This window comes from Asanoa sp. NPDC049475 (assembly GCF_040676915.1).
In the GTDB taxonomy this organism is placed as follows: domain Bacteria; phylum Actinomycetota; class Actinomycetes; order Mycobacteriales; family Micromonosporaceae; genus Asanoa.
The window spans coordinates 450,988-462,945 of sequence record NZ_JBFAPY010000001.1 but is presented as its reverse complement, the minus strand read 5'-3'; the positions used below and the strand labels follow the sequence as shown (position 1 = coordinate 462,945).

Below are 11,958 nucleotides of genomic sequence, written 5' to 3'. Positions count from 1 at the left end.
GTGCGGGAACACTGGGTCGAGCTGTTCTCCCCGGCCATCGGCACGGCCGGGTCCGTGGTCCGATATGGACACTACGGCCGTCCCGTGCTGGTGTTCCCGTCCGAGCAGGGCCGGGCGAGCGACTTCGCCGGCAACGGCATGGTCGACGCGGTGGCCGATCTGGTGAACGCGGGCCGGGTCAAGCTGTTCTGCGTCGACTCGTACGACGCGGCGTCGTGGGCGGCCCGCGACCTGCCCCTGGAGGAACGGGCGCGGCGGCACGGCGCGTTCGAGTCGTGGATCGTCGACCAGGTCGTTCCGTTCATCCGGCAGGACCAGGGCGGCGACGACGCCGACATCGCCGTGGCCGGCTGCTCGATGGGCGCCTTCCACTCGCTCAACTTCGCCTGCCGGAGGGCCGACCTGTTCCCGCTGGCGATGTGCTTCTCGGGCAACTACGACCCGGCGGCCTGGCACGGCTGGGGCGACCGCGGCGACGCGACGTACTTCAACAGCCCTCCCGACTATCTCGGGCACCTGCACGGCGACCATCTCGACTGGCTGCGCGAGCGGCTGTCGGTGCTCCTGGTCTGTGGCCAGGGGCAATGGGAGGACACCACCGGAGCCCTGCGCTCCACGCGGCACGTGGCCGGACTGCTTGCCGCCAAAGGGATCCGGCACGAGCTGGATCTGTGGGGCCACGACGTGCCGCACGACTGGCCGTCGTGGCGCGCGCAATGGGCGCATCACCTGCCGCGTTTCTGTTGACTGGGGAGGCATCACGTGGCCGACGTGGAACACATCATCGGGTTGCTGCTGGGCACGGAGGACGACTGGCCGCGCGCGTACGAGGCGCTGGTCGACCGGCTCGGCCCGGTGGTCGACGGCTCCGGGCGAAAGCACCGGCTGAAGACGACCCGGGTCACCATCGAGCCGTTCAACCTGCGTGACAAGCCGCGCCACTCGCTGGTCATCGACCGGCTCGCGTACTGGTACTACCACCCGCGCGAGTGGCTCAAGAAGGTGTCCATGATGGACGACGTCTACCTGCTCAACAGCCCTTTCACCTTCCAGTCGATGGAGAAGCACGCGGCCTACTGCGCGATGATGCGGCTCGGGCTCAAGGTGCCGGAGACGGTGCTGGTCCCCTACAAGCACCCGCTGGAGAACTCGCGCTGGGCCTACACGGCGGCCCGCTACAACCAGCCGTTCGACCTCGACTCCGTGGCTTCGGAGCTGGGCTATCCGCTGTTCATGAAGCCCTACGACGGTGGCGCGTGGGTCGGCGTGTCGAAGATCAAGGACAGTGCCGAACTGCACGCGGCGTACGACGCGTCAGGTGAGCGGCTGATGCACCTTCAGCAGTCGGTCGAGGGCTACGACGTGTTCAGCCGGTCGCTCTCGATCGGTCCCGAGACGATGGTGATGAAGTTCCGGCCGGAGCTTCCGATGCACGACCGGTACGCGGTGGAGCACGACTTCCTCAGCGCCGAGACCGGCGACGAGGTGGTGACCATCTCGCGGCTGGTCAACGCGTTCTTCGGCTGGGAGTTCAACTCGTGCGAGTCGCTGGTCCGAGGCACGGAGGTCTACCCGATCGACTACGCCAACGCGTGCCCGGACGTGGCGCTGACCTCGCTGCACTACTACTTCCCGTGGGCGATGAAGGCGCTGCTGCGCTGGACCACGTTCTGCGTCGTGACCGGCCGGCGGTTCAACGTCGACCTCAACACCCGGCAGTACTTCGAGATCGCCGACCGCACCGACCTGAGCTACCGGGACAAGCTCGCCGCGTACCGGAAGCTCACCGACGAGTACTTCGAGACCGAGCGGTACGCCGACTTCTGCGCGTCCCGCCTCGCGCACGTCGACGAGGTCGTCTACGACTGGGTCCGCTCGCCGGACTTCGACACGCTGCTCGTGGAGACCGTGCGGGCGACGTACCCGGAACATGAGCATGAGAGGTTCGTGGCTCACTTCCGCGGCCTGACCGGCGCCTGGGTGGCTGACCAGGGCGGATAAACCGCTGGCCGGCTCGGCGCTCGTCTGCCAGGCTCGGCAGCAACGGGTCCCGACGACAGGAGCATGGCAATGCGAGGCATCGAAGACTTCCGCCCATCCGAGCGAGTTTTCGAGGACACCGTTGCCCATGCACACCGTCAACATCGGGATTCTGGCGCATGTCGACGCCGGTAAGACGAGCCTGACCGAGCGCCTGCTGTACGACACCGGGGTGATCGACCGGCTCGGCAGCGTCGACTCGGGGACCACCCAGACCGACACGGGCGAGCTGGAGCGCCGGCGTGGCATCACGATCCGGTCAGCGGTCACCGCGTTCCGCACCGGTGACCGCCAGGTCAACCTGATCGACACCCCCGGCCACCGCGACTTCATGGCCGAGGTCGAACGCGCCCTCGCGGTGCTCGACGGCGCGGTCCTGGTGCTGTCGGCGGTCGAGGGCGTGCAGCCGCACACCCGCCTGCTGATGCGCACCTGCCGCGCCCTGCGCCTGCCGACGCTGCTCTTCGTCAACAAGATCGACCGGGGCGGGGCACGCGAGGCCGAGTTGCTGGCGGACATCCGCCGGCTGCTGACGCCCGCGATCGCACCGCTGGGCACGGTCCGCGCGATCGGCACCGCGGAGGCCCGATTCACCGGGTACGCGGTGGACGGCCCGTCAGCCTCGGGCTCCGGCCGCGCCGGCGGACCGCCAGAGGCGCGTGCTGGGGCCGCCGGCCCGCTAGAGGCGCGTGCTATGGACGCCGGCCCGCCTGACGCGCGTGCTAGAGCGGCCAGACCGCCGGAGGCGCGTGCTACGGCGGCCGGCCCGCCGGAGGCGCGTGCTGGTGCGGCCGCCGGCCCGCCGGCCACGCCTGATCGGCTCGGCGAGACGCTCGACTGGTTGCCGTTGCTCGCTGAGCATGACGACGAGCTGCTGGCGGCCTTTGTCGACGACCGCCCGGTGTCGTCCGCCGCGCTGCGGGTGGCGCTGCGCACCCAGACCGCCGCCGGGCTGGTGCATCCGCTGCTGTTCGGCTCGGCGCTGTCCGGCACGGGGGTCCCGGAGTTGCTCGACGCCATCGGCGACCTCCTGCCACCGGCGCCGCCGGCCGAGCCGTCACCCCGCGCACGGGTATTCGCGATCACCCGCGGCGCCGGTGGCGCCAAGGTCGCGTACGCCCGCTCCTACGGAGGCGCCCTGACCGCCCGCCAGCGCATCCCCGTGTTCCGGCGCGGCGCCGACGGTCGGGTGGAGTCACACCGCGCCCAGCTCACGGACGTCGCGGTCGTGGGCGAGCCGGAGGCGCCGGCGCTGACCGCGGGCTACATCGCGGCGCTGCACGGGCTGTCCACCGTGCGGATCGGCGACCAGCTCGGCTCCGCCGCGGGCCTGGACGCTGCCAGCCACTTCCCGCGACCCAGCCTGGAGACGGTGGTGAGACGCCGCGACGGCGGGGCGGCCACGGCCCTGCACGCCGCGCTGCTCCGGATGGCCGACGAGGATCCGCTGATCCAGGCCCGGGTGAGCGCGTCCGGCGAGACGGAGCTGCGGCTCTACGGCGAGGTGCAGAAGGAGGTGATCGCGGCGACGCTGGCCGACCAGGGCATCGCGGCCGAGTTCGCGCCGAGCCAGCTCGTCCACCTGGAACGCCCGACCGGCGTCGGCAGCGCCCTGGAGATCATCGGGAACGGCTTCTTCGGTACGGTCGGCCTGCGCGTCGAACGCGGCACGGGCATCGAGTACGGCCTGGAGGTCGAGCTCGGATCGCTGCCGCTGGCGTACCACCGAGCGATCGAGGATTCCGTCGTGCAGACGCTGGAGCAGGGCCTGTGCGGCTGGCCGGTGACGGACATCCGGGTGACGCTGACGCACAGCGGCTACTGGTCCCCGATCACCAACGGCGGCCACTTCCGCGATCTCACCCCGCACGTGCTGATGCAGGCACTCGCGGCCGCCGGCACCCAGGTCTTCGAGCCGTGCCACCACTTCGAGGCGGACGTGCCGGCTTCGGCGTTGGGCCCGGTCATCGGCGCCCTGGCCCGACTCGGCGGCCGCGTCGACGAGACAGCACCGACAAGCGAGCCGTCGCCGACCGGGCCAACCAGGATGACCGGGCCGGCCGCGCAGGCCAGGCCAGCCGGGCCGGCCGTTCAGGGCGGCCAGACGTGGCGGATCACCGGCTCCATTCCGGCGCGCGCCGTCGCCGAGGCCCAGCGCCAGCTGCCGAACCTGACCAACGGCGAGGGTCTGTGGACCTCGGCCCAGACCGGCGACCGCCCCGTCGAAGGCCGCCCGCCAAAACGCCCCCGCACGGACGGCAACCCGCTGGACCGGGCCGAGTACACCCGCTGGCTCGCCCAACGCGACCTGAGCACGACCGGGCAGGGCAGCAGATAGCACCGGTGCGGCCCCACGTCGCCGACTGCGCACCGATGCGGGCCGGCCCTAGGCGCAGGCCGCGCCGATCTTGTCGGCCACGCCGGCGAGCTCTTCCTTCGCCGCGTTGACCGGCGTGTTGTCGTCCGGGTCGGCGATCTTCTTGACGGTCGCCGCGCCCTCGGTCAGGGCGGCTTTGACGTCGGCCGCGACCGGCTCCGCGGCGAGCGCGGTCAGCTTGTCGGACCAGCTCGTCAGGACCGCGCGGAACTCCTTCTCGGCCGCGTCGGTCTTGGCCTCGTCGCCCTCCAGCGCCACCTTGAGCAGGTTGTCGACGCCCGCGTCGAAGCCGCTCGCGCCCGTCTTGCTGACCGCGACGGCCTCACCGCACGCGCTGGCCGTGGCGGCCGCCTCGCCTCCGGCCGCGGGCGCGGACCCTCCGGTCGTCGGCGGCGGGTCGTCAGACGAGGACCCGCAGGCGGCGAGGGCCAGGGCGGAGACGGCTAGGGCGGTGACCAGGATCCGGCGCATGGCGGGGCTCCTCGGGCAAGGCGGCAAACGACGAGACGAGACCGTAGCCCACCGCCGCCCCGGCGCGCTGCCCCGCTCAGTACGCGAACTCCGCGCTCTTCGCCTCGCCCCTGATCGCCGTGCCGTCGTTGTCGTACACGCGCCAGCTCTGCACCAGCACGTACCGCCGGCCGCGTGGCGGGGTCAGCGTGGCCGGGCCGCAGGTGCGCTCGGACAGCTCCGGCCCGAAGACCAGGCCCGCGCAGGTGTGCGGACTGCCGACGACCCGGCCGGCCGTGTCCTTGAGGGTGAGCGTGACGTCCGCCCGCACCCGCTTGGACTGCAGCCCACCGGAGATCCGCACCCCCGGGCCGGTCGCGTAGCAGGTGTTGTAGAACGCCGGCTGCAGGAACTTCCACTGGTAGCCGGTGCACTTCGCCGCGCCGAACGCGGTCGGCAGCGGCGCCACCTTGGCCTCCTTCGAAGACCGCGCCGTGGCCTGCTGGGGCTTGACCATCCGGTTGGCGGTCAACCCGGCCGCGGCGGTCTCCACCGGCCCGCCGCCGCGCGCCGGCTTCGTGCCCTTGGCCTTCGCCGAGGCGTGCGGCGACGCGGTTGGACGGCTGGCGTCGGCCGTGCTCCCGCTGCCCTTCCCGGGCCATTCGAGGGCGACCAGCGCGACCGCGATCAGCACGAACGCGGTGGTCACGGTGGTGATCGCGTGCCAGGCCGGCACCCGGCGGCGCTGGGTCGGAACCCACGGCCGGGCAGTGCGCGCCGACTGCATCGGCAGCCGGGGCATCTTCGGCAACGCCGGGGTGGCGCCGAGCCGGAGCGCCGCCGTGCGCAGCGCCAAGCCCATCGAGGCCGCGTCGGGCCGGCGGGACGGGTTCTTGTCCACACAGGACGCGACGAGCTTCCAGAGCACGTCCGGGATGCCGGGGTTGCGCCGCGGCCGGGTCTCCACGTGCCGGCGGAACACCGAGCGCGGCGTGTGCCCGGCGTACGGCGGCCGTCCGGTGAGCAGCTCGTAGAGCACCATCCCGAACGCGTACATGTCGGATGCGGGGGACGGTCGCGCGCCGCTGATGATCTCTGGGGCCAGGTAGTTCGGCGTGCCGAGCAACGCTCCGGTGGTCGTGAGCGTGGGCGCGTCGACGACCCGGGCGATTCCGAAGTCGGTCAGCCGCACCTGGGGATCGCGATCCAGCGCGTCGGGCGTACCCACGAGGATGTTGTCGGGTTTGAGGTCGCGGTGCACGACACCGAGGCGGTGCGCGTGCCCGAGGCCGTCGGCCACCGCCGCCATCACGGTCGCCGCCTCGGCGGGCATCAGCGTCCCTCGGGCCCGCAGCAGCTCGCGCGCGCTGCCGCCGGGCACGAGCTCCATCACCAGGCCGAGCGACTGGCCGATGGTGAGCAGCTCGCGGACAGGCACGATGTTCTCGTGCTCGAGCGCGGCGAGGATCGCCCGCTCCTGCACGAAACGCGTCACCGCCTTGGGCTGTGGCAGCAGCTCTTCGTGGAGCAACTTGATCGCGACCTGTTCGCCGGTCGCCTGGCTCCGCGCGCGCCACACGGTGCCGCTGGCACCGCCGCCGATCTGTTCGACCAGCTCGTAGCAGCCGCCGACCACGCGTGCGCAGGGTTTGCCTGGTGCGGGAACGGGCTCGGGCTCGGGTTCCTCGGGCGCGGGCGTCTTCGGGGGTTCGGACGTCACTTGACAGTCATACTCGCCAAACAGGGTATATGCCGGAACACACCCAATAGGTCCGAATGGAATCCCCTGATCGGAGGACGGCTATCCAGTGATGATGTTGACCGCGATCGCGAGCACGATCGCGTTGTAAAGGAAGCTGATCACGCTGTGCACCATCACGTGATAGCGCACCGTGCGACCCCGCACCTCGACGTCCGAGGCGGCGAACGAGACGCCGACGGTCACGGAGAAGTACAGGAAGTCGATCAGCCGGGGGTACGGACACTCGGGGAACCGCCAGGCCGTCCACTGTGCATAGAAGCGGGCGTACCCGAGCTGCAGCAACAGCCAGGCGCAGATGGTGACGAACGCGCCGAGCCCCTGCACCAGACCGCTGTAGTCGCTGTTCTCGTCGACCGCCAGCACGTCGAGCGAGGCTCCGAGCCCGGTGATGCTGGCCGCGACGGTGAAGAAGAAGCTGAACCTGCGGCCGGTCAACCGGGCGTTCATGCCGGTCACCGGTGGTGGTGGCACGTTCGGGTCGGTCAGCCGCTCCCGCCGCACCCGCAGCGTGCCCACGAACAGGTAGGCGGACGCGAGCAGGCTCCAGAACAGCAGGAAGAGCACGACGTTCGGCTCGCTCTCACTGCCGATGATGGTGAACAACAGCCCGCCGACGGCGAGGACCACCTCGACCAGCCGCGCGGTCAGCGTGCCGGCCACACCCACGAAACGGCTAACGCGCGGACCGATCAAGGGTTGCGCCGGGTTCCCATTTGTCCAAGCGTGACGCGGCCCGCATCGATACCGTTCGGGACATGACCACAGAGACCGAGACGGGGCCGGAGCGCAACACCCGCCCCAGCGACTACCCGGCGGCGATCATCCCGATGCTCGCGTACGAGAACGGCGTGGCGGCCATCGAGTTCCTGTGTGCCGCGTTCGGCTTCACCGAGCGGATGCGGCTGACCGCGGACGACGGCTCGATCGGGCACGCGGAGCTGGCCCTCGGCGACGCGGTGATCGCGCTCGCGACGCCGCAGGGCATCGGCTACGCGAGCCCGAGACACCACCGCGAGCACTGCACGGTCGCGATGCGCTGGACCGAGCAGCCGTGGGTGGTCAACGGAGTGATGATCTACGTCGACGACGTGGACGCCCACGCCGAACGCGCCCGGGCCGCCGGCGCCAAGCTGCTCAGCGAGCCCGAGGACCAGCCGTACGGCGTCCGCAGCTACCGGGTCGAAGACGCGGAGGGCCACCGCTGGATGTTCAGCCAGCACCTGCACGACACGAAGCCCGAGGACTGGGGCGCGACGACTCCCTAGGCCGGGCGCGGCGCGGGCAGGGACGCCAGGCGGCGGAAGGCGGCTTCGGTCGGTGAGCCCGGCTCGGCACAGTAGACGATCATGCGTTGGTCGCTGTCGCTGATGTGCAGCACCTGGCACTCGAACTCGAGCGGGCCGACGTCCGGATGGTCGACCCGCTTGCGCACCCCGCGCCGCACGGCCACGTCGTGGCTGGCCCAGAGCCGGGCGAACAGCGGCGAGAGCAGCAGCTCCGTGACCAGCTGCTCGATGCCTGGATCACCGGGATAGCGGGCGTACGCGGCTCGCAGGTCGGCGACCGACGCGGCGGTGAAGGCCAGCGCGTCCTCGTCGCGCCAGTGCATGTCGTCCGGCGGCCGGCGGAACATCCAGCGGATCATGTTGCGGTCGTCCAGCGGGTACGCCGACAGGTCGCCGATGAAGCGGGTCGCGAGCGAGTTCCAGGCCAGCAGGTCGTACTTCGCGTCGACCACGTACGCCGGCGTCAGCGGCATCGTGTCGAGCAGGTGGCGGATGGCCGGCAGCAGCTCGCGGCTCGGCCCGACCACGGACGGCGGCGTCTCACCGGCCATCCGGAAGAGGTACTCCCGCTCGTCGATGGTCAACATCAGCGCCCGCGCGAGCGCGGCCAGCACCTGCCGGGACGGCTGCGGCCCGCGCCCCTGCTCCAACCGGATGTAGTAGTCGATCGACATCCCGGCCAGCTCGGCGACCTCCTGGCGACGAAGGCCGGGCGTGCGCCGCGGCCCGGTGCCGCTGCCGGGCAGCCCGACGTCGGAGGGCCGCAGTCGCGCGCGGCGGGTGCGCAGGAATGCGGCGAGCTCGGACCGGTTGACCGTCACCGCTCAAGGGTGCCTCGTCCGGCGGCGACGTGGGTGGTACGGCCGATACCAGGCAGCACCAGTCCTGCCGCGCCGCGCTCGGGGCCGCGAGGCTCGACGGCATGACACAGATCGCTTTGATCACCGGCGCGAACAAGGGCATCGGGTACGCGACGGCGCGCGCCCTCGGCGAGCTCGGCATGACCGTCCTGGTCGGCGCCCGGGACGAGGGCCGCGGCGCGGCGGCCGCCAAGGAGCTGACCGGCGCCGGGCTGGATGCCCGGTTCGTCGCCCTGGACGTCACCGACGAGGGCAGCGTCGCGGCGGCGGCCGACCTGGTCACGGCCGAGTTCGGCCGGCTCGACGTCCTGGTCAACAACGCGGGCATCGTGCGCGCCGACGGCGCCACCGGGGCCCCCAGCGCGACGACCCTCCCGACGATGCGGGAGGTCTTCGAGACCAACGTGTACGGCGTCGTCTCGGTCACCAACGCGTTCCTGCCGCTGCTGCGGCTGGCACCGGCGGCTCGGATCGTCAACGTGTCGAGCGAGGTGGGCTCGATCTCCTCGATGACGGACCTGGCGAGCCCGCTGTTCGCGCTGACCTCCGTGCCGTACCCCAGTTCGAAGGCGGCCCTCAACATGATCACCGCCATGTACGCCAAGGAGCTCCGGGACACCCCGATCAAGGTGAACGCGGCGAACCCGGGCTACACCGCGACCGACTTCAACTCCCACCACGGCTTCCGTACGCCGGAGCAGGCGGCGCGGGTGTGCGCGCACCTGGCCACGTTGCCCGCCGACGGCCCGTCCGGGCTCCTCTGGGGCCACCTGATCACCCACGACGGTGACCAGAACGGGGTTCTGGCCTGGTGAGTTCGGGGTAGATGGGTCTCGTGGAGACCTTCAACGCGTGGGCGTGGCCCACCCCCGCTCTCGGGGGTGGCCACGACCAGACCACGCCGGACAACGGACCAGACGAACCCGGCGACCGGGACCGCGCCCGCACGGTCGAGGCCGCCGACGAGGGCGGCCCCGGCTTCTCCCTCGACCTGACGGGCTACGCCGTGCAGGCCGTCGACGGCGAGATCGGCCAGGTCGACCAGGCGACCGACACCGACCTGGTGGTGGACACCGGTCCGTGGATCTTCGGCCGCAAGGTCCTGCTGCCGGCCGGCGTGGTCGAGCGGGTCGACCACCGCGAGCGCACGGTGCACATCGACCGCACCAAGGAACAGATCCGTGAAGCACCCGAGTACGCCGACGCCCCCGACTACCGGGACCGCCTGGCGAACTACTACGGCGACACGTACCGCCCTCAGTAGCCGAGGCCGACGACGCGGCCCACCGTCCGTGGGTCGCCGAGCGCGACCATGATCGCGTCGGCCAGGTCGGCCCGCGACAGCCGGAGCCCGCCGCGGACGTTGCGATCGACGGCGGTCCGGTAGGGCTTGCGCGGCCCGTCGGTGAGCTGCGGCGGCCGGAGCACCGTCCACCGCAGCTTGCTGCCGAAGACCATCCGCTCGGTGAGCGCGAAGTCGTCGAACTGCTTCTTCAGCAGAGTGCTCCCGATCAGCGGTTTGAACAGGTAGCGGGTGAACGGCCCGTCCCCCGCGTCCCGCACGTGGCCACTGCCGGTGACCACCAGCAGCCGGGCCGCCGGGTTGCTCGCGCTCATCGCGGCCACCACCGCCGCGGCTCCCCGCGAGCACACGGTCGCCTCGGTCTTGGGCCGCGGACCCAGGGTGTCGACGACGGCGTCGCGCCCGCTCACCGAGGCCGCGATCGAGTCTGGGTCGAACACGTCCGCGACGGCCACCTCGAGCCGCGGGTCGGCGGGGACCGGCAGCCGGGCCGGGTCGCGTACCACCGCCGTGACATGGTGGCCCGCATCGAGCGCTCGGCGCACGACGTGCTGGCCCGTGCCGCCCGTCGCTCCGAGAACGGTCAGTTTCATGGCTGCCTCCCGTGGTTAGTGAGCGCTTACTAACCACTAGGATGGTGAGCGCTTACTAACCTGTCAAGGGAGCCCAGTGGACACCAGGGACGTGATCCTCGACGCAGCCGCCGGGGTCATCCGCCACCGTGGCATGGCCAAGACGACTACCCGTGAGATCGCCAGGGAGGCCGGCTACTCGGAGGCCACGCTCTACAAGTACTTCGAGAACAAGGTCGACCTGCTGGTCTCCGTGCTGCGCGAGCGGTCGCCGGCCATGGCACAGCTCGTCCGCGCGACGGGGCGCGACGACGACGACCTGGTGGAAGGCCTGACCGCGATCGCGGAAGCGGCGATCGCGTTCTACACCGACAGCTTCCCGATGCTCGCCTCGATCTTCTCCGAGCCGACGATCCTGGCCGCACACACCGCGGCGCTGCGCCAGGTCGGCGCCGGCCCACACAAGGTCAACGAGGAGGTGGTCGACTACCTGCGCCGCCAACAGGCCAACGGCTCAGTCGGCCCGAAGGCCGATCTGGACGCGGCCGCCGCCCTGCTCGTCGGCGCCTGCTTCCAGCACGCCTTCCTCGGCCACATGCAATGGTCGGAGCGCCGCCGCGACGACCAGGCCGCCAAGGCGTTCGCCGAGCTGGTCGCCACCTCGCTGCGCTGAGCCTGGTCAGCGCCTCCGGGCGCGCTCGCGACCGAGAATCCACAGTGCTTCGACGCCGTCTTTCCAGGTGATCTTCTTGCCCTCTTCGCGACCACGGACGCGGTAGCTGATCGGCACCTCGTACGGGCGGATCTTGCGCCGCAGCAGCTTGCCGGTCACCTCGGCCTCCGTGCCGAAGCCCCGCGACCTGACGTCCAGAGACCGGTACAACGACACCGGCAACAGCTTGAAGCACGTCTCCAGATCACCGATGTACGAGTTGAAGAGCACGTTCGCCGCCGTGGTGACGGCCTTTTTGCCCATCACGTACCAGAAGCTGTAGGCGCTGTGGCTGCCGAAGGTCCGGTTGCCACCTGAGCCCGCCCGTCCAGCACCGGCGCGAGCAGCTTGGGGATGTCCAGGATGACCGGGTAGTCACCCTCGGCGCTGTCGACCGCGGTCTTGATCGCCGCACCCTTGCGATGAGATAGATCGCTGGCCGGGCGACGGCCGGAAACCCTCGCAGGGCAGCGGCACCGACCGCGGCGAGGAAGACCATGGCCAGCATGGTTGCCCAGACCCTCCGGTCACGGCGCCACAGAGCGCCGACCCCGATGACCATGAGCAGCAGAACCAGCCCGCCGAACCGCCACATC

12 protein-coding genes and 1 pseudogene are annotated in these 11,958 nt (G+C 71.1%); 7 read left to right on the top strand and 6 right to left on the bottom strand.

What is annotated here, in order from left to right; translation table 11 throughout:
• The 3 genes from AB0J88_RS02290 to AB0J88_RS02280 all read left to right on the top strand — a co-directional run bounded on the left by AB0J88_RS02290 (nt 1) and on the right by AB0J88_RS02280 (nt 4,378).
• Nucleotides 1-747 carry an alpha/beta hydrolase-fold protein gene (locus tag AB0J88_RS02290; protein WP_364360180.1) on the top strand — a complete coding sequence of 249 codons (747 nt, stop codon included), beginning with the start codon at nt 1-3 and terminating at the stop codon, nt 745-747.
• Between the two features lie 15 nt (nt 748-762).
• A complete protein-coding gene (locus tag AB0J88_RS02285; protein ID WP_364360177.1) occupies nt 763-2,001 on the top strand; it encodes a hypothetical protein in 1,239 nt (412 codons plus the stop codon).
• A gap of 127 nt (nt 2,002-2,128) precedes the next feature.
• Complete coding sequence (locus tag AB0J88_RS02280) at nt 2,129-4,378, top strand: GTP-binding protein (RefSeq protein WP_364360175.1); 2,250 nt, start codon at nt 2,129-2,131, stop codon at nt 4,376-4,378.
• 48 nt (nt 4,379-4,426) lie between these two features.
• Here the strand turns inward: AB0J88_RS02280 and AB0J88_RS02275 are convergent, their stop codons facing one another.
• The 3 genes from AB0J88_RS02275 to AB0J88_RS02265 all read right to left on the bottom strand — a co-directional run bounded on the left by AB0J88_RS02275 (nt 4,427) and on the right by AB0J88_RS02265 (nt 7,289).
• Nucleotides 4,427-4,888, bottom strand: a complete 462-nt coding sequence (locus AB0J88_RS02275; protein ID WP_364360172.1) for a hypothetical protein — start codon at nt 4,886-4,888, stop codon at nt 4,427-4,429.
• Between the two features lie 76 nt (nt 4,889-4,964).
• The gene (locus AB0J88_RS02270; RefSeq protein ID WP_364360169.1) at nt 4,965-6,587 is read right to left on the bottom strand and encodes a serine/threonine-protein kinase; all 1,623 of its coding nucleotides are present in this window, start codon (nt 6,585-6,587) and stop codon (nt 4,965-4,967) included.
• An 81-nt stretch (nt 6,588-6,668) separates the two neighbouring features.
• Nucleotides 6,669-7,289 carry a DUF1345 domain-containing protein gene (locus AB0J88_RS02265; RefSeq protein WP_364360166.1) on the bottom strand — a complete coding sequence of 207 codons (621 nt, stop codon included), beginning with the start codon at nt 7,287-7,289 and terminating at the stop codon, nt 6,669-6,671.
• Between the two features lie 95 nt (nt 7,290-7,384).
• On the opposite strand from AB0J88_RS02265, the gene AB0J88_RS02260 reads away from it, so the two are divergent.
• Nucleotides 7,385-7,894 carry a VOC family protein gene (locus tag AB0J88_RS02260; protein ID WP_364360163.1) on the top strand — a complete coding sequence of 170 codons (510 nt, stop codon included), beginning with the start codon at nt 7,385-7,387 and terminating at the stop codon, nt 7,892-7,894.
• Here AB0J88_RS02260 and AB0J88_RS02255 read toward each other — a convergent pair.
• On the bottom strand, nt 7,891-8,736 hold the full coding sequence (locus AB0J88_RS02255) for a helix-turn-helix transcriptional regulator (protein WP_364360160.1): 846 nt from the start codon (nt 8,734-8,736) through the stop codon (nt 7,891-7,893). The genes AB0J88_RS02260 and AB0J88_RS02255 overlap by 4 nt on opposite strands.
• 101 nt (nt 8,737-8,837) lie before the next feature.
• On the opposite strand from AB0J88_RS02255, the gene AB0J88_RS02250 reads away from it, so the two are divergent.
• Both AB0J88_RS02250 and AB0J88_RS02245 read left to right on the top strand, forming a co-directional pair.
• Entirely contained in the window at nt 8,838-9,590 is a 753-nt protein-coding gene (locus tag AB0J88_RS02250) for an SDR family oxidoreductase (RefSeq protein ID WP_364360157.1), read from the top strand.
• 20 nt (nt 9,591-9,610) lie between these two features.
• Entirely contained in the window at nt 9,611-10,039 is a 429-nt protein-coding gene (locus AB0J88_RS02245) for a PRC-barrel domain containing protein (RefSeq protein ID WP_364360154.1), read from the top strand.
• On the opposite strand, the gene AB0J88_RS02240 is transcribed toward AB0J88_RS02245, so the two are convergent.
• The gene (locus tag AB0J88_RS02240) at nt 10,033-10,671 is read right to left on the bottom strand and encodes an NAD(P)H-binding protein (RefSeq protein ID WP_364360151.1); all 639 of its coding nucleotides are present in this window, start codon (nt 10,669-10,671) and stop codon (nt 10,033-10,035) included. The two genes, AB0J88_RS02245 and AB0J88_RS02240, sit on opposite strands and share 7 nt — an antisense overlap.
• 76 nt (nt 10,672-10,747) lie before the next feature.
• On the opposite strand from AB0J88_RS02240, the gene AB0J88_RS02235 reads away from it, so the two are divergent.
• Complete coding sequence (locus AB0J88_RS02235; RefSeq protein ID WP_364360148.1) at nt 10,748-11,323, top strand: helix-turn-helix domain-containing protein; 576 nt, start codon at nt 10,748-10,750, stop codon at nt 11,321-11,323.
• 6 nt (nt 11,324-11,329) lie between these two features.
• On the opposite strand, the pseudogene AB0J88_RS02230 reads toward AB0J88_RS02235, so the two are convergent.
• Nucleotides 11,330-11,781, bottom strand: a pseudogene (locus AB0J88_RS02230) (glycosyltransferase family 2 protein); the annotation flags it as partial.
• Nucleotides 11,782-11,958 lie beyond the last annotated feature (177 nt).

Excerpts from the sequence above, each read along its gene's own strand:
- AB0J88_RS02280 (WP_364360175.1), top strand. The coding sequence starts at position 2,129 with ATGCACACCGTCAACATCGGGATTCTGGCGCATGTCGACGCCGGTAAG.
- AB0J88_RS02275 (WP_364360172.1), bottom strand. The coding sequence starts at position 4,888 with ATGCGCCGGATCCTGGTCACCGCCCTAGCCGTCTCCGCCCTGGCCCTC.
- AB0J88_RS02260 (WP_364360163.1), top strand. The coding sequence starts at position 7,385 with ATGACCACAGAGACCGAGACGGGGCCGGAGCGCAACACCCGCCCCAGC.
- AB0J88_RS02250 (WP_364360157.1), top strand. The coding sequence starts at position 8,838 with ATGACACAGATCGCTTTGATCACCGGCGCGAACAAGGGCATCGGGTAC.
- AB0J88_RS02240 (WP_364360151.1), bottom strand. The coding sequence starts at position 10,671 with ATGAAACTGACCGTTCTCGGAGCGACGGGCGGCACGGGCCAGCACGTC.